This window comes from Cohnella hongkongensis (genome assembly GCF_042654645.1).
GTDB lineage: Bacteria > Bacillota > Bacilli > Paenibacillales > Paenibacillaceae > Cohnella > Cohnella hongkongensis.
In genome coordinates, this window is record NZ_JBHSEP010000001.1 from 228,074 (window position 1) to 245,267 (window position 17,194).

A 17,194-nucleotide genomic window follows, 5' to 3' on the forward strand; every position below is an offset into this window, starting at 1 on the left:
TAAAGCGTATTCACATACGAGGAGGCTAATCCATGAAAAAGAGAGGTCAATCGAGGACGTATGCGGCCATCTGTGTGATGCTCGCGATCATGCTGGCGCTGTCCGCCTGCGGAGGTACCAAGGGAACCGAAGGAAGCTCTTCGCCTGAGGCAGCCTCGCCATCTTCCGCAAGCGCGAACGATTCGGGCCAGCCCGGGGAAGGCAAGGCGGAAGAGGATCCGTACTTCGGCAAGTACGACCAGCCGATCGAAGTGACGACGGTCCGGAAGCAAGACGATACGTTCAAGTTCGACAGTGGGGAGTCGCTGGACAACAACGTATGGAGCCGGACGCTAGAGAGCGAATTGAATATCAAGGTCAAAAATGCGTGGGTCGCAAACGGGGAGCAATACGATCAAAAAATGAACGTTTCGATCGCATCGGGCGACCTTCCGCAAATCATTCCCGTAAGCGCGGTTCAATTAAAGCAGCTTGTCGATGCCGACTTGATCATGGATCTCACAGACATCTATGAGAAGCACGCCTCTCCGTTCCTGAAAGAAATCATGAACCAGGGCGGACCGGAGGTAATGGCGTCGGCAACTTTCGGCGGCAAGCTGATGGCAATGCCTTTCACCGGCTCTCCGCAAGACGGCTATTCGATGTACTGGGCCCGAACGGATTGGCTGGAGAAGCTGGGCCTTACCGCTCCGAAGACGATGGACGAGTTTTACAAGGTCATGGAAGCGTTCGTCAAAGATGACCCCGACGGCAACGGCAAAGCCGATACGATCGGCCTGTCCATGACGAACGGACTATTCGGTGTCGGTTATGCGACGCTTGAAGGCTTTTTCAACGGCTTTCACGCTTACCCCAGAATATGGCTGGATGACGGAAGCGGCAATCTGGTCTACGGCTCCGTTCAGCCCGAGGTGAAAGCGGCCTTGGCCAAGCTGCAGGAACTGTACAAGGCTGGTCTGCTGGACCAGGAGTTCGGGGTGAAGGACGGAGGAAAGGCCGCGGAATTGTCCGCATCCGGCAAAGCGGGCCTGCATTTCGGCGGCATGGCGAATTCCATCTGGCCGCTTCAGCCGAGCAGAAAGAACAATCCCGACGCGCAATGGAGGGCGTTCGCGCTTCCGACGGTCGATGACAAGCCGGCCCGAACGCCGCACAGTTTGGCCGTCGGTCAGTATTATGCCGTGTTGAAGGGTACGGAACATCCGGAAGCGTTAGTCAAATCACTGAATGTGTTCGTCGAGAAAGGCTGGGGAAAATCGACCACGCCCGAAATCTACGCCATGCATTGGAATGCGGGCGGTTTGGAAAGGCATAAATACGCGCCGTTCCAGGCCTGGCCAGCCAGAAAAAATCTGGACGCCCATCTCAAGGTTTCCCAAGCGGTGCTATCCGGCGACGCTTCCCAGTTGAACGCTGAGGAAACGGATTATTACAACCGCATCATGAAGTACCGCAACGGCGATACGGATACGCTGAATTGGGCGTATGACCGGGTATTCGGACCGGAGGGCTCCTTCTCGGTGGTCAATGTTTACGAGGAGAACGACCTGACCGCAAGGAACGGATTTTTCGGGGCGCCGACGCCGACAATGGCGGCGAAAAAAGCGACGCTCGACAAGATCGAGGAAGAAACGTTCACGAAGATCATCATGGGAGAATCGATCGACAACTTCGATAAATTTGTAGCGGATTGGAACAAGCTGGGCGGCAGTCTGATGACGACCGAAGTGAACGAATGGAATCAATCGAAATAAATTGATTATCTGAATGGGGAGGATGCTTGCAGGAGGTCCTCCCCCTTCATGGAGAGGTGCAGGTCGATGGGGAAACACCGGTTCGCGGATCTCCCGCTACATCTGATGATTCTGCCGGGAGCCTTCATCGTGCTGATCTTCAGCTATTTTCCGATGTTTGGCATCGTCATGGCGTTTCAGCACTACATTCCCGCCAAAGGGATGTTCGTATCGCAATGGGTCGGACTGGATAATTTGAAGTTCGTATGGGACTTGCCCGGATCGATGGTCGTATTGCGGAATACGGTGTTCATCGCGATGATGAAGATCGTCGCCGGACTGCTCGTCCCGATTACCGTATCCCTCATGCTGAACGAAGTGCGCAAGGAGTTCGTCAAAAGAAGCATTCAGACGCTGATTTATTTGCCTCATTTCTTGTCCTGGATTATTCTGGGCGGCGTGCTGATCGATATTTTGTCGCCTTCCACGGGCTTCGTGAACCAAATCATCAAGGCAGTCGGGTTTCAGCCGGTTTATTTTCTGGGAAACAATCATGTTTTTCCATACGTGCTTGTCGTAACGGATGTATGGAAGGAGTTCGGCTTCAGTACGATCGTGTTTCTTGCTGCCCTGACTTCGATTAATCCGGCCTTGTACGAAGCCGCGATCGTCGATGGCGCAAGCCGATGGAAGCAGACATTGCATATTACCCTCCCGGGCATGATGCCGATAATCGTCCTCATGGCGACCCTTAGTCTGGGCAATGTGCTCAATGCCGGCTTCGATCAAGTATTCAATCTTTACAGTCCCCAAGTGTACGAAAGCGGCGATATTATCGATACGCTCGTGTACCGTATCGGGTTGATCGACGCGCAATACAGCGTGGCGACTGCGGTCGGCTTGCTCAAATCCGTGGTTTCACTATTGCTCATCTCGGTTTCGTATTTACTGGCTTATAGATATGCGAATTATCGTATTTTTTAAGGGAGGATGACCGGGTGGTTGAGCGTCTTTCCTTCAGCAGGCGCCTATTTCTTATCGTTAACTACACAGCACTGATCGCGACGGCGCTCGTCTGCATATTGCCGCTTGCGCATGTATTGGCGTTATCCTTCAGTTCGAATGCTGCCGCTACCTCGGGATACGTGAAGTTATGGCCGGTGGAGTTCACTTTGAAATCTTACGAGTTCGTGCTAAGCCGCCCTGCTTTCATGAAGTCATTGCTCGTGACATTGGAACGCGTCGCGATCGGTTTGCCACTGAACTTGCTGCTCACGATTCTGATTGCATATCCTCTTTCCAAGGAATCCAGCAGATTCAAGTTAAGGACGGCCTATGTATGGTATTTTGTTTTTACGATGTTGTTCAGCGGCGGGCTGATTCCGACTTATATGACCGTCAACAAAGCCGGATTGTTGGATTCGATATGGGCCTTGGTATTACCGGGCGCCGTTCCGGTATTCAACGTCGTGTTGCTTCTCAATTTTTTCAGAGGACTTCCGAAGGAACTGGAAGAGGCGGCCTTTATAGACGGAGCCGGTCATTTCCGGACATTGTGGAAAATCTATTTTCCGCTTTCGCTGCCGGCCATCGCCACCATTGCACTGTTTACGACTGTCGGCCATTGGAACTCCTGGTTCGACGGTCTGATTTATATGAACTCGCCGGACCATTATCCGTTGCAAAGTTATCTTCAGACCGTTATTGCGAGCAGAGACATGACACTGGCCTCTTCCACGGACTTGGAGCTATTGGCCGAGGTGTCGGACCGGACAGTCAAGGCGGCGCAAATTTTCATGGGGGCCTTGCCCATATTGCTCGTTTATCCGTTTCTGCAAAGGTATTTCGTCAAAGGAATCGTACTCGGCAGCGTGAAGGAGTAGGGGTTGCGGCACGTGCTGAAGGGATATATATCGTGACGAACATCGCCGTCTCCTCGGTTGAGGAACGGCGTATTTTCTTGGCTTCACCCCCGCTTTCTCCGCGGAAGTTTCGAAAATTGCGGCCTCTCCCTCATTTTTTGCGCGATGATTGTCGTCGTTGCCGTTATAATGGACTTCAGATGAACAATGAAAGCAGGAGAATCCTATGCCGATGCGGCCGTCGAAAGGGGCTTTTCCACATAAATTTATTTACTTGTCAAGTCCTATTTTCTCTTTTTCGTGCAAAAAAAGAGCGGGCTATCTTTTCGATAACCTGCTCTTGTTCTTGATTTTTGGCCCTGCGCCTTAACTTAATGACATGGCCCTTCGGGGGCGCTTTTTTGGCCTCCGCTGTTCGCACCCGCCGCCACACTCCGGACCCAGGGCACTTTCTTGGCCTTAGCTAATCAAGCACAGTCGCTGCGAAAGAGGGGCTGTCCCATACAGCGTATGGAACAGCCCTGACTTCATATTAGTTGGTCGTCTTTGCAGTTTGGCGATCGAGATAACGGTCCAATTGACCGTTTCTTCGACGTACTCCCCGACCGGTCCCTCGGACCGTTACCCGACGTTCCCCGGCTGGATCACTTGATCAGCCGGAAAGGAAGGGCGGAGTTAGTCTGGCTGTTGGGGCCCGACGTAGACGATGAATGAGCCGGCGTCTCCATCTCGACCGTCTCGTACGCCCTGAATGGCAGCGACAAGGTCACGAAAGAAACGGCCGTCAAAATATTGAAAATCGCCGAAGAGCTCCATTACGTCCCCCACGCCGGGCTCCTACGACGCCAACCAGCGCCTCCGCGCCGTCCGCCAGGCCGCCGAACGCGCCCCGCACGCTCAAGTGATCGAGCTTCAGGGCGATTTCGGCAGAGCGTCGGGAGAGGCGGCCGCCCCTCCTATCTCCCAACCAAGGCAGCCCAGCTTCTATAATCGTGAACGGCCATTCCGGCGTACCCGGCATACCGAGAGAACGCTTGATGAGCGGCTTGCAGCTCTTGTTCCATGTATTCCGCGCTCTTGGAATAAAACGACGTGTGATCGCCTTCCGAGCTTTCGGCGGTTTCGATTGCAACGATCAACGGCTTACCCAAAGCGGCGGCTTCCCTCAGCATGGCCCGAGCGTTCTCGACGATCCCGTTGCTGCCTAATGCGCGATTGCGATAATCCATGATCACCAGGCCGTCGAACTTCTCCAATAACCAGGCGCTGAAGCTGTATTCGGTGCCGGGGATCTTCACGTTATGAAGCCAAAAGGGAACGTCCAACGCGATCGTCAGGCCGCTTCCCCGGGTCTCCTGCTCGAGGAATCTCAAATTATGGATCCACTCTTCAACCATCTTCCTCCGGTCTGTTTCCCATTCGTCCAGGAGATAAGGCTCGATATCCAAATGCAGGCCGTCAAAACGTTCTTCCGGCTCGACGGACGCATTGTATTGCCGTACCCATGCCATGAAAGCTTGAATTTGGTTCTGATTCGCCTTCAAGCCCCATTCGGGACGGCCCGCCAGAGCCTCCACTCGGATTTGCCGCTCCTTGGCGCTTCGAATGAAATCCGCATACGCCCGAGACGCAATATCCTTGTTCACATGAAGGTAAACGGCCGTCACGTCATGCTCGCTTGCGAAGCTTAGAATTCGCTCTCGATCCTGCTCGATAATGCGGCTATCCCAAATCCACGTTCCTTTCGGAATGGTCGGCGAAGACGTCACGACGGCCAGTTGACGCTTCGCGTCCCATTCCACCTGAGCTTGAAAGAGCTCGCCGATCAGCCGCAGCGGGATCATCGTCCGGTTGTTTTTGATCACCGCCGGCGCATCGATCGCAATGGTCTTCCCATTCACTTGCGCATCGTTTTGACCTATCGTTAAGCGGATCGTTGCAGCTTTCAGCGAAAAAGTAACCCGGTTCAGCTCCCCCTCCCATTGCATCTTCGCGCCCAGCTTTTCGGATACGAGCCTGGCCGGCACCATCGTACGATGGGTTTGGCGATCGACATACGGAGGCTCATCCGGGAAAACGACCTTCTCGCCATCTACGACGACTTGAACCGGATAAGCGACCTTCCCGTTATCCACGGCGATTTGAACCGGATTAGCTTCGACGGCTTGAACGGGAGGACCGGCAACGGCGGACGGCGCGAAAATCGCGGCGGCCAGAGCTACAATCCGCATGCAGATGAGCCGTTTATTCATTCCTGCGGCCTGATCTCCAATTCTTCCTTAATGACATCGGCAAGAACGGAGACGAAGCCTGCCAGCTCCTGCTCGTTCGGACCCTCTGCCATGACGCGCACAAGCGGTTCCGTGCCCGAAGGGCGAACGAGCACTCTTCCGCTCCCGCCCATCCGATTCTCTACCGCCCTGACGGCCTCTTCGATCTTCGGATTCCCTGCCAGCCTCGACTTGTCCTCGACCTGAACGTTCACCAGAAGCTGCGGATACTTGGTCATCCCTTGGGCAAGCCCGCTTAGGGGCGCGGATTCGGACTTCAACACATTCATTAGCTGGATCGCGCACAGCATGCCGTCGCCCGTCGTGCTGTAGTCCAGCATCACGATATGGCCGGACTGTTCCCCGCCCAGGTTATATCCGCCCCGCACCATCTCCTCCAGGACGTAGCGATCCCCGACTTTGGTTTGCCTGGTCTCCACTCCCCTGCTCTCCAGCGCCTTGTGGAAGCCCAGGTTGCTCATCACCGTAGAGACTACCGTATCGTTCTTCAACCGGCGGCGCTTCTTCAGGAATTCTGCCAGTATATAGAGAATCTGGTCTCCGTCCACGATCGCTCCCTTCTCGTCGACGGCAATGAGCCGATCCGCATCCCCGTCGAAGGAAAGGCCCAGATCGGCCCGATGCTCCACAACTGCCCGTTGAACCGCTTCGGGGTGCGTCGAGCCGCAGTTTTCGTTAATATTCAGCCCGTCCGGCTGATGAGACAACATCACCGTGTCCGCGCCTAAATCGCGCAGAAGCTGGGGGGCGAGCCTCGATGCCGCCCCATGGGCGCAATCCACGACGACCTTGAGCCCTTCGAAGCGCTGATGGACCGTGGCCTTCAAATAGGACAGATAATCCTGCCCGCCTTCGGGGTCATCCTGTACCGCGCCTACTTCGGCGCCGATCGGACGGGGAATCCGATCTTCATCCGCATCCAGGAGCGCTTCGATCTCCGCTTCGATCGCGTCCGACAGCTTAAAGCCGTCGCCCCCGAAAAATTTGATCCCGTTATCCTCCACAGGGTTATGGGAAGCGGAAATCATCACCCCCGCATCCGCCCCCCTCGTTTTCGTCAAGTACGCCACGCCTGGGGTAGAGAGAATTCCCAGACGGACCACATCCGCTCCGATCGATAGCAAACCCGCGACTAGAGCCGCTTCCAGCATTTCTCCCGATATGCGGGTATCCCGTCCGATCAGAATTACGGGACGCTTCCCTTGCTTGTTCCGGGTCAGCGCATAGCCGCCTGCGCGGCCTAAACGGAAGACCAGTTCCGGACTTAGCTCCCTATTGGCGATTCCGCGAACCCCATCGGTTCCAAAGTATTTTCCCATGCTTATCGTCCTTTCCTTCATTCCTGGAAGCCGGATTCCGCGGCTTCCCTCCAATGTTTGTAATCATGGATAGAAAAGCCTTCATACCCGGCATGCCACCGCAAGAGCAGATGGCTCAGCCGCATTTGCCGATGCAAGCTGGAGGCGCCCTTGCCGTAAAAAGTGACGTGCTCTCCTTCCTCCGTAGGGCCCGTTTCCAGACCGACGATCACCGGCTTGCCCGCTCGCGTTCCTTCTTTAATCATCGGCAGCGCCTGATCGACGATCCCGTTGTTTCCGATAGCGAAATTCCGGTAATTCATGAGCACGACGCGGTCGAACCGGTCGATCATCCAGGCTCCCAAGCTCTCGCTATGGCTGGCAGGAATCTTATGAATCCAGAAAGGGAGATCGGCCGAGATGCGCAAGGACGCGTCCTGCCGCGCCCTGCCGACCAATACCTCCACATTCTCCATCCATTGGCGCACGGCATCGTCGCGATCCCGCTCCCATTCCTCCAGCAGATAGGGCTCGATGTCCACGTGGATGCCGTCGAATGCGGCTTGCTCGCCCGCAGCGTTCTGATAGTTTTCAATCCATCCGAGAAAGGCCTCGATCTCCTGCCGATAATCAGTCAATCCCCAGGCCGGGTCTCCTCCCAACGCCTCGACTTCAATCCCCAGGCCGTGCGCTTCTTCGACGAAGACCCGGTACGGTTCGAAATCTGCGGATTTGCGGTCGATGTGCAGGAAGATCACGTTCACTCCCTGGTCTTCGGCAAAAGCGAGTATTTCGTTGCTGTCTTCCTGTAACGTCGTCGTATCCCATATCCAGGTGGCCTTGACAGCCGGTTTTTCGGAGCTCCATTTCAGCATAAGAACCGTTGCGATCGCCATGCAGAGCAGCAAGGCGATTAGAATGATTTTCAGATACCGCGCATTTCTTGGAAATTCGAGCTTAAGCGCCGACAAGAACCTTCACGTCTTGAGGGGTGATTCCGGTTCCCAGCTTGTGAATGTGATCCGACTTGATCTCCGCGAAAGCATTGCGCGTATCGATGATCGGAACGCCCATGTCCGCCAGCTCGTGATAGCTGAAGCTTCGGTGATTGGTGATCAGCACCATGCAATCGTATTGAGTGAAGGCGTCCGGATCGTATTTGACCGAATGAACGGTGCGGCCCTGCTCGTCCTTGAACGAAGTCGCATACGGATCGTAATAGTCGACCTTCGCTCCGCTCTTTTGGAACAATTCATAGATTTCCAGGCCGGGGGATTCGCGCAGATCGTCGATATCCGGCTTGTAGGACATGCCGAGGATCAGCACCTTCGAGTTGCGAATCGATTTCGCGTAGACGTTCAGCACTTGAGCCGTTTTGTTCAGCACGTATTCCGGCATATTATCGTTGATGGATTGGGCCAATTCGATGAACTTGCTGTAGAAACGAAACTCCTTGGCTTTCCAGGACAGATACATCGGGTCCAGCGGGATGCAGTGACCGCCGATTCCCGGCCCCGGATAGAAGGACATGAATCCGAACGGTTTCGTAGAAGCCGCCCGGATGACTTCCCATACGTCGATCGCCATGCGATCGCACATCATGGCCAATTCGTTGACGAAGGCGATGTTGACGCTGCGGAACGTATTCTCCAGCAGCTTGGACATCTCCGCGACTTTAGGAGAAGACACCGGAACGACGGTTTCGACCACGTTGTTGTACAGCATCACCCCGAGCTCCTTGCATTTCTCGGTCGTTCCGCCGATGACCTTAGGCGTATTGTAAGTATTGAAGTTGGGGTTGCCCGGGTCTACCCGTTCCGGAGAGAAGCACAGGAAGTAATCCCGGCCTGCCGCGAGCCCCAGCGACTTCAGCTCGTATTCGATCAATTCCTCCGTCGTTCCGGGATACGTCGTGCTTTCCAGAACGATCAAGGCTCCTTTGCGGATATATTTCTTGATCTCATTGACGACGCTCACGATATAGGAAGTGTCCGGATCCTGGTTTTCGCTAAGCGGCGTCGGGACGCATATGCTGATCGTATCCAATTCCCGAATCGTTTCGTAGCGGTTCGTCGGCACGAACTTCCCGCTGCCGACCGCATCGGCCACCGCGGCGCTCGGCACGTCTTGAATATAGGACTCTCCGTCCAGAAGGGACTCTATTTTCCGGCTGTCCAGATCGATGCCGTATACGGTAAATCCGCCCTTCACCATTTCCATCGCTAACGGCAATCCGACATACCCCAGTCCGACGACGCCTACCTTCGCCGTTTTGTTCTGCAGATTCTCTTTTAAAAGGTTGTACTTCATACGATCCGCACCTCGATTCGCAAGATTAATGAGTTTTCGTCAGCCTCTTGATTTTCCACTCCAATTCAGAGATCGATAGCGGCTTGGTCACATAATCGGCAGCCCCCGCCTCGTAAGCGCGGCTCCGGGATTCCTCGAGCTGCTTGTCCGTCAGAACGATCGCCTTGCCTTCATTCGATTGAATGCTGCGAACGAGCTGATATCCGTCCATACCGGGCAGATTCAGCTCGGTAATGACGACGTCCGGCGATCTCCGAACATATTCGTCGTAAGCCTCTTGTCCGTCCTTGGCCGCATAGACGCGATACCCCTTCAGCTCCAGCCGGATCTTGATGAATTCGCGAACGAGATCGTCGGGATCGGCGACCAGAACGGACGTCTCGGCATTGGCCGCCGTATAAAAGCGAATGTCATCCTCGTTCCCTTTGCTCCGGATCGCCCGCTGCAGGAATGCGGCGATTGCAGACTCGGTCGGCTTGGCGCTCTCCGGGAAACCGGACACGATCAATGGCCCTTGCAGCAAACGCTGAGGCTGGAGAAAATCCTTCAATACGAGAGACGCGTAATGGGCGCTGCCCAAGGTTCCGCCGTCCAGTACGGCGAATAAAAGCTGATTCGGATTGTCATAGAACAATTGGACCGGGCGCGAGGCATCGCTGCCGTTCATAACCCCCTTTGCCTGCTCGAGCGTTTTGGCGCTCATCCTGGCGCATGGAGCCAGAATGACTCCGCACGAACCGCTCCTCGCGGTCGCTGTATGGATGTGCTGTAAAAGCTGCAGCGTAATTTCCTGAATGCTGCTGCGAATCACAATCGCCATATTTTTCACTCCTTTAATCGATATTCAGAACGTTATTTATTGAAACGGGTCCTAACCATCGTTCCCCACGTATTATTGTTGCGGAAGTAGTCGATGTGTCCCAGGAACCTCCACAAAACGCCGACTTGACGATAACCGAGAAACATGAGGATAGAGTAAAGCAGCATTTTATGAAGATCGCTCAGCTTGGGATAGCGGCTGAAGGCCTTCTCCTCGATGAATAGTGCTCCAAGGCTAAGAATGAAGCAGGAGAAGAAGTTCACCAGCATAAAGACGGCGACGGTTTTCCAATCCGCCATATTCAGCAGCCAATACCCGATCATCGCGATTAGACCGCTCAACCGGAAGTAAGGGTTCAACGTTTCGAACAGGATGTTGTAAGGAAGCGTCAGCAGCCCGAACACTTTGTAGCGGGGACGGAAGACCATATGGACCCCTTCTTCGATCATGTTTTTCAGGTTACCGCGGCCCCAACGCTTCCGCTGGCTGCTGAGAATCCGATACGTATCCGGCGCTTGCGTCCAGCATACGGCATCCGGGCAAAAAGCGACCCGATAAGGAATTTTGTTCTCCAGGCAATAACGGTGCAGCTTGATGACGATGTTCATGTCTTCCCCGGGGTATCCGCCGCGGTAACCGCCTACGGCAATCACCTTGTCCTTCTGGAAGACGCCGAAGGCGCCGGAGACGATGATCAAGCCGTTGATGGCGCTCCAGCCGATCCGGCCGCCCAGGAAAGCCTTGATATACTCGACGTTCTGGAGAGCCGGCCACCATTGCCTGGGGAATCGGATGCTTTTGACCCCCCCGTCTTCTACCGTGCAGCTGTTGACGACTCGAACGTTGCCGCCGACCGCTACGGTATCCTCGGGATTTTCCATGTACACTCTGGCGATTCTCGTCAGCGCGTCCTTTTCCAGCAGCGAATCCGCATCGATCGTAGAAATCAAAGCATAGCGAGAAAGGTTGATCCCCGCATTCAAGGAATCCGCCTTCCCTCCGTTTTCCTTATCGATGAAATACAGGTTCGGATATTCCGGGTTATGGTAATAGCCTCTGATCTTCTCGGTCTTAATCCGCTGGGCGACGAAAGGACGGATCTCCCGGAGCTGAAACTCCTCGATCATAATTCGGGCCGTATCGTCATTGGAGCCGTCATTGACGACGATGACCTCGTATTCCGGATAATTCAAAGCCAACAAGGAGCGCACATTCTCTTTAATCGTTAATTCTTCGTTGTAGGCCGGGACCAATAACGACACGGGCGGCACGTGCTTGGAACCGGACAGCTTCTGTACGCGATTGTAACGAATCCCTCTCTGGAGAGGGAAAGTATGCCGAATCGACAGGGAAAAAATCAGGAAATAAACGAAAGTGATCGTCAACGCATAATACATGGCAAAGTAGCCGTAGCCCAGTAAAAAGTCTCGCAAAAAGCTCGCAGCCTGCTGCCAATAGTAATCCCATATCCTCATCTCGAATTCCTCCTAGCCTGCAAGCTACACGACGCGATAGATCCGTTGGCTCTTGCCGAACGCTTTATCGTAATGGTAAGCCAGCGAATTATATCGAGTCAGGCCGTCAAGGTCGTGGAGTTGCGTCGTAAGAGATTGGATCTCTTCCTCGATGAGCAATCGAAGGTATTCTCCTTGCTCCGACCCTCTGGCTTCTGCGGCGACTCCGCACAATCGGGCGATTCCTTCTTCTCCAAGAAGCAATAGTCCTTTCGCGCTGGCGCCGGATACCCGCTTGCTTTCGTCCAATAGCGATTCTCCCAAGACGTCGATATACGGAACGAGCTTCAGATCGGCGACCGCCCGGATCGCGAGGACGCGAACTTCGTCCGCCGGATGCCGAAGCAGCTTTTGCGCGACGTTTCCGGGGATAAAATGAACGGATTTCAGATAGATTTCCGCGGCTTTAGCTTGAATGGCGCTATCCGTGGAATCGAGGAGACGATAGACGGCCGAGGCCGCCGCCGGCTCGGTATAATCCTTCAATCCGCACAAGCCGATCTGAACGAATTCCTGGCTTTCCCGCCGAATGAATTCGGCAAACAGCGCCCCATGGTCGATATCCGCTTCCTGGATCATGTCGACCAGCAATTCATAAAATCCTTTGTTATGTCGCAGGACGATCTGAACCATATCCTGGACATCCCGATCGTCGCGAGCGCATTTGGCAATCGAACGGGCGATGACGAAGAGAGAAGAATTCCGCTTATGCGTTCGAAGAAGCTTGAGCAGAGCCGGAACGGCTTCCCGGGCTCTCATGCAGCCCAAGTGATACGCCGCATCGATCTTCGCCGAGTAAGAGCCTTGGTTCAAGCGGTCCAGATGATATTGCACCAGTCCCAGGCGGCGGCAGAGGTCCTTGCATTTATCGCGAGGAGCTCCGGTAAAGGTTTCGATCATCTCATTCAACCGTTCCTGCATCGCTTCCCGTTCGACCTTGTTCATTGGAAACGGCGGCGCGTTCAACGGCTCTTCGCCTTCGATATGGACCTGGACATAGGTGAGGTAATCTTTGATTTTGGCCTCAAACCTGCGTTCTATTCCGGCTCTTCTCAGCTTGTTGATTTTCACGGCATACACGGCGACGGCGAATACGATATTCAGAACAATGAGAGCATATAAAAAATGGATCGCCACTTCGAGGTGGGTATACACAAATAAAATCCTTCCTTTCCTTCGCGATTACCCGGATACCGGCTGCTTCACTTCGCGCATCGCTTTTTGCATCGCATAGTAGCTTTGTTTGGGGCGTTCCACGTAGTCGACATCGACATCCTCCCACCTGTCCCACGTGTAAAAAGGAAGCTTCGATACCGGATACGGGCGGTCGCCCCCGAGTCCGACGACCTCCTTCGTCCCCTTGCGGACGATCCATGGCACAAGGCGAACGCCCTCGACTTTCACGGATTCGAATTCTTTCGTGCCGGTGTCGGTATAACTGATGGCGCTAAGCGAGCTAGGATCGCTGAACCCCAGCAGCATCCACGGAATGCGAATTTCCAATACATGGCCTCGAGCCTGCCACATCGCTTTCGAATTGTAGTTCGGATCCTGCGGATCGCTCGTTCCCCTCAGCAAGTCGCCGACCTCGATATCGCCGAAGGGATGATCGACGCGGGCGTCCGGATATTCGAGCAAATAATTCACGACCAGTTTCCACGGCTTGAACAGTCCGCTATCGTCCTGCAACTCCTTGGGGTCATAAGCGAGTATGTTCGACAGCTTGCCGTAAAATCGGGTATGGAAGTCGTAGTTGGAGGCAATCGTCATCTTCCCTTTATCCTCGTTGCCGAGCTCGATTAACGTTTCCAGTCCTTCATCCAGCGTCTTTCCTTGAAGCTGCGGGGCATGGCGATTGCCGCCCTTCAACGTATCGAACCCGAGATACAAGGAATGATTAGAAAAATCTAAAGATTCGGATAATTTTACCAAGAGGTACAAATACCCTTCGTCGTGCGCGGCCCATATTTCGTTAAATCCTTCGATCTGCAGATTCAGCCTGGTCTTGTCCCCGTCATCGAGCTTGTCCCAGTCCGAGGCATCCCCGTCGATGTGAATCGTATCGTCTTTGCCCGGATACATGCCGAGCACCCCGAAATGGGATTCGTTCGTCAGCGCGTTGTACCAATAGGCCCGTCGGTCGGGAACGTCGTAGTGCATCGTGTTCCAGGTTTTCTTGAACCATTCGTCCTGCCAGGTAAACAAGATCGCGCCGGAGTATCCCTCCTGATGGATTTGACGGAACATATCCGCATCCATCTCCCCTTGCGTCTTGTCGTCGTGTCCTCCCTGATTGCGACCCAGCATGCCGACGTGGGCAATGCCTTGCGAGGCGGGAACGCCGAATTCGGTAATCATGACCGGCATATCGCGATGGTAGTTCTTCAGCTTGTGAAGATAGGCTTTGTAGCTGTCCGTTTCCCCTCTATCGTTCTTCATCGTCTGATACGACTTGTCGAAGGTGAAGAAGTCGGGATAATAGGGGTAGACGTGATAGGAAGCAAAATAGCCGGCGTCCCAATCTACGGCTGCGATATGCGTCGGATCGACGCTGACCATATCTTCGGCCACCAGCGGCTCGCCCGGATGCTCGAGCGGGTCGGTGGTCACCCAATTCGAGAAGGCGATCGGATGCTGCCATCCGTGCTTGGCTTCCGTGGCGGCCGTGATGTCGACCATCTCGGCCAACCATTTCTCGAAGGGACTAGCCCCGGGCAGGCTTTGAAAATGCGCTCCCTTATAATCCGCTACGTCCGAATTGTTCCGATTCGTTTTGACCACCATCACGGGATCCCATTCCGTGCCGACGATCCATCCCATGAGATAGGGCCCTGCATTAAATACGTACTTGCCGCTGGCCTTGCCGGAATGCGCCTCGGCCTCGAGGTCGATATTTCCGTATACCGCCTCTACGGCCTCTCGAATCTCTTTTTCAAACTTCGTCTTGACCTGCGGATCAAAGGCGTTCTGGCCTTCGATCAATTGCTCTTCCGGACTCCACACCCCCTGAATGAAGAAGAGCGGATCCTCCCGATGCTTCGCATTGTACCGGACCAAAGCTTCGTAAAACTCCGGTTTGAGAATGGTGTACACGCGAATGACGTTGGCGCCCATCTCTTGGATCATTTCAAACCATCTCATGTAGTCGTCCTTCGAAATCTCGAGTTCTCCGGGGAAATGTCCCGGAACGGCAGCCCCCATATTGACCCCTTTGGCAAAATACGGTTTCCATGACTGATTTTGAAATTGCTCGATTTGCGCCCCGTTCGCTTTGAATTTCACCTTGACGCCATCGCCGATCTCGGCGCTCTCTACCTTGGCGACTGGCGGCATCAGCCAATACGCAAGCGCTCCGAACGCGACGGCAGCAGCAAGTCCAAATTTGACAAAACCGCTTTTCAATAACTTTTTCATTGCGATCTTCCTCGTTTTCGTAATCGGATAAGCTGAACCCCTTCATGAATTGCCTATTCCCTTTCTCCACTGCATGGGGGATTCTCGTTGTCTTATCTTGGTTCAACCTATATAGCAATGGGATATATCGTTCGGAGTGAGTCTAAGCCGGTCAAGCCATGTGCTGCGACTTCAATGAATGTAGCACAATCCCCGGGCTTTTCGGCATTAACAAATTTTTAGAACTTTAATGTGAACGGATCTTTGGGCCCCTCTATTATGAGCCTTGTCTCATCTAGCTCTAATCAGGCCAGGCTCCAATTTTGCCGTTTATGCCTTAATCCGTGAATGACGAAAAAAAGCTATCCGCTCGCAAGGAGCAGGAATAGCTTTTAATCATGAACCGGCCAAGCGGCAGAAACATTAACTCTTTCTTTAATAATTCCTTTCGGAATGCAATGGGCATTGGTTCAACTTATATCGAGTAATTGAGGCGATCCCGTGCGCGAAAGCTTCGGCTTGGCGATCATCAGCGCCGCAACGGCCTCCTTTACCCTGTTGCCCGGCCGAAGCCGGCGACCGCTTCTCCGACGGCAGAGCTTTCTTCTTGGTCCTGCGGGTCTTCGAAACGTCTTCTCTCCGCGCCCGCCTTCTACTCTTCCAGCCATTCGTCGATCTGTTTCGCCAGCTGCCCGAGACCGACCTCGACCGGAACCCGGCCATGCAGCATCCGCTCGAACATCTCGTTGAACGCCTGATCGATCTTGGCCCAGTTGGCTACGGGAGGACGGAGGAACGAGGCGTCCAGGCTTTCCACATAGGGGCGGATCGTCGGGCTGTACGTTTCCTTCGAGTCGCTCGCTTCGGCGTTCGTCGGCAGCAGCCCTGTCTTGAACATAAGCCGCTGGGCTTCCACGTCCGTCATCCACTTCATGAACGTCCAAGCCGCCTGCTTGTTCCGGGAATTTCTCATCAGCACCAGATTTTCTCCGCCGATAATCGAGCCTTTCGTCCCCGGGTTGTGCGGGAACGGAGCCAGCAGCGTGTCCCGCTTCAGCCTCGCGTAATCGTAGCCCTCGACGTTCGCCAGAATCGTATAATACCACGGTCCTTCGTCCATCATCAGCAGCTTTCCGTCCTGAACCGCCTGCCATCGCTCCAGCTTGCCGGACAGCACGTCGCCGCTGACGATGTCCGATTCGATCAGCCTTCTTAGCGTATGCACGGCCCGCGCGCTGGCCGGCCCGTCCAGATAGCCGCTCGCTTTCGTATAGTCCTTGTTCGTAAGCTGGCCGCCAAGACCGACAAAATAGGGCAGCACCGCCCACGTATTGATGCCGTTGACGCCCAACTGATAACCGGTGCGCTCGGCCAGCGCAACCAGTTCGTCCATCGTCTCCGGAGGCTTCTCCAGACCGGCTTTGCGAAGCAGCTCCCGGCTGTAGATCGCCGCCTTCGTATTGATGTTGAGCGGCAGCCCGTAGTGCCTCCCCTCGTACTTCCCGGATTCGAGCGCCGATGGCAGCAGCCGCTTCGTTACGCCGGGCAGCTCGGGATACGTATCGATCGGATCGATCAACCCCAGCCTGGCGAACTCCGGCAGCCAGACGATATCCATTCGTACGACGTCCGGTCCGGCGCCGGAAGTCGTCTCCGCGATCAGCGAGCCTTTGAAGTACTCGTATGCATGCTTAACCGACAGGACGCGAATGTCGGGATGCTCCGCCTCGAAGGCCGGAATGACCTCCTGCTCGAACGTTCTCGTCTCCACGTCGCTGTACGTATGCCAGACCGTGATCACCTCGCTCGCCTCCGGCTCGACCACCCGCTCGACCTCGTCTCCGGCGATAATGCTCTCGTCTGCGCCGCAGCCCGGCAGCAGAACGGCGGCGATCGCCAGACCCAGGACGGCAAGCCGACCGAAGCGATCCCTTCCTCTCGCCGCATTCGTTCTGCGCGTCAACGCGCTCCCC

At 54.7% G+C, this 17,194-nt stretch carries 12 protein-coding genes and 1 pseudogene; 4 read left to right on the forward strand and 9 right to left on the reverse strand.

Translation table 11 applies throughout. The features are described 5' to 3' along the window. Window positions 1–32: 32 nt before the first annotated feature. From ACFO3S_RS01025 to ACFO3S_RS01040, 4 genes and pseudogenes are all read left to right on the forward strand, one after another. Window positions 33–1,754, forward strand: coding sequence for an extracellular solute-binding protein (locus tag ACFO3S_RS01025; protein WP_378091313.1), 1,722 nt, complete (start codon window positions 33–35; stop codon window positions 1,752–1,754). 48 nt (window positions 1,755–1,802) lie between these two features. Next, window positions 1,803–2,717, forward strand: a complete 915-nt coding sequence (locus tag ACFO3S_RS01030) for an ABC transporter permease (RefSeq protein ID WP_378091315.1) — start codon at window positions 1,803–1,805, stop codon at window positions 2,715–2,717. Window positions 2,718–2,731: 14 nt separating this feature from the next. Beyond that, a complete protein-coding gene (locus ACFO3S_RS01035) occupies window positions 2,732–3,616 on the forward strand; it encodes a carbohydrate ABC transporter permease (protein WP_378091317.1) in 885 nt (294 codons plus the stop codon). 705 nt (window positions 3,617–4,321) lie between these two features. Continuing rightward, window positions 4,322–4,426: pseudogene (locus tag ACFO3S_RS01040) on the forward strand (LacI family DNA-binding transcriptional regulator); the annotation flags it as partial. A gap of 125 nt (window positions 4,427–4,551) precedes the next feature. On the opposite strand, the gene ACFO3S_RS01045 reads toward ACFO3S_RS01040, so the two are convergent. The 9 genes from ACFO3S_RS01045 to ACFO3S_RS01085 form a co-directional block, all read right to left on the reverse strand. Further along, a complete protein-coding gene (locus tag ACFO3S_RS01045; protein ID WP_378091319.1) occupies window positions 4,552–5,847 on the reverse strand; it encodes a copper amine oxidase N-terminal domain-containing protein in 1,296 nt (431 codons plus the stop codon). Next, window positions 5,844–7,205, reverse strand: coding sequence for a phosphoglucosamine mutase (gene glmM, locus ACFO3S_RS01050; RefSeq protein ID WP_378091321.1), 1,362 nt, complete (start codon window positions 7,203–7,205; stop codon window positions 5,844–5,846). Before glmM ends, ACFO3S_RS01045 begins: the two co-directional genes overlap by 4 nt. Window positions 7,206–7,222: 17 nt before the next feature. Next, a complete protein-coding gene (locus ACFO3S_RS01055; protein ID WP_378091323.1) occupies window positions 7,223–8,155 on the reverse strand; it encodes a hypothetical protein in 933 nt (310 codons plus the stop codon). Beyond that, the gene (locus ACFO3S_RS01060; RefSeq protein ID WP_378091325.1) at window positions 8,142–9,494 is read right to left on the reverse strand and encodes a nucleotide sugar dehydrogenase; all 1,353 of its coding nucleotides are present in this window, start codon (window positions 9,492–9,494) and stop codon (window positions 8,142–8,144) included. Before ACFO3S_RS01060 ends, ACFO3S_RS01055 begins: the two co-directional genes overlap by 14 nt. Before the next feature lie 25 nt (window positions 9,495–9,519). Continuing rightward, window positions 9,520–10,314 (reverse strand): response regulator, encoded by a 795-nt coding sequence (locus tag ACFO3S_RS01065; RefSeq protein WP_378091327.1) that lies wholly within the window; start codon window positions 10,312–10,314, stop codon window positions 9,520–9,522. A 32-nt stretch (window positions 10,315–10,346) separates the two neighbouring features. Then, complete coding sequence (locus tag ACFO3S_RS01070) at window positions 10,347–11,747, reverse strand: glycosyltransferase family 2 protein (protein ID WP_378092220.1); 1,401 nt, start codon at window positions 11,745–11,747, stop codon at window positions 10,347–10,349. Between the two features lie 66 nt (window positions 11,748–11,813). Beyond that, window positions 11,814–12,983, reverse strand: coding sequence for a HEAT repeat domain-containing protein (locus ACFO3S_RS01075; RefSeq protein ID WP_378091329.1), 1,170 nt, complete (start codon window positions 12,981–12,983; stop codon window positions 11,814–11,816). 27 nt (window positions 12,984–13,010) lie between these two features. Then, complete coding sequence (locus ACFO3S_RS01080; protein WP_378091331.1) at window positions 13,011–15,242, reverse strand: hypothetical protein; 2,232 nt, start codon at window positions 15,240–15,242, stop codon at window positions 13,011–13,013. A 631-nt stretch (window positions 15,243–15,873) separates the two neighbouring features. Next, window positions 15,874–17,184 (reverse strand): extracellular solute-binding protein, encoded by a 1,311-nt coding sequence (locus tag ACFO3S_RS01085; protein ID WP_378091333.1) that lies wholly within the window; start codon window positions 17,182–17,184, stop codon window positions 15,874–15,876. Between the last annotated feature and the right edge of the window lie 10 nt (window positions 17,185–17,194).

Excerpts from the sequence above, each read along its gene's own strand:
- ACFO3S_RS01025 (WP_378091313.1), top strand. The coding sequence starts at position 33 with ATGAAAAAGAGAGGTCAATCGAGGACGTATGCGGCCATCTGTGTGATG.
- ACFO3S_RS01030 (WP_378091315.1), top strand. The coding sequence starts at position 1,803 with ATGGAGAGGTGCAGGTCGATGGGGAAACACCGGTTCGCGGATCTCCCG.
- ACFO3S_RS01045 (WP_378091319.1), bottom strand. The coding sequence starts at position 5,847 with ATGAATAAACGGCTCATCTGCATGCGGATTGTAGCTCTGGCCGCCGCG.
- glmM (WP_378091321.1), bottom strand. The coding sequence starts at position 7,205 with ATGGGAAAATACTTTGGAACCGATGGGGTTCGCGGAATCGCCAATAGG.
- ACFO3S_RS01060 (WP_378091325.1), bottom strand. The coding sequence starts at position 9,494 with ATGAAGTACAACCTTTTAAAAGAGAATCTGCAGAACAAAACGGCGAAG.
- ACFO3S_RS01065 (WP_378091327.1), bottom strand. The coding sequence starts at position 10,314 with ATGGCGATTGTGATTCGCAGCAGCATTCAGGAAATTACGCTGCAGCTT.
- ACFO3S_RS01080 (WP_378091331.1), bottom strand. The coding sequence starts at position 15,242 with ATGAAAAAGTTATTGAAAAGCGGTTTTGTCAAATTTGGACTTGCTGCT.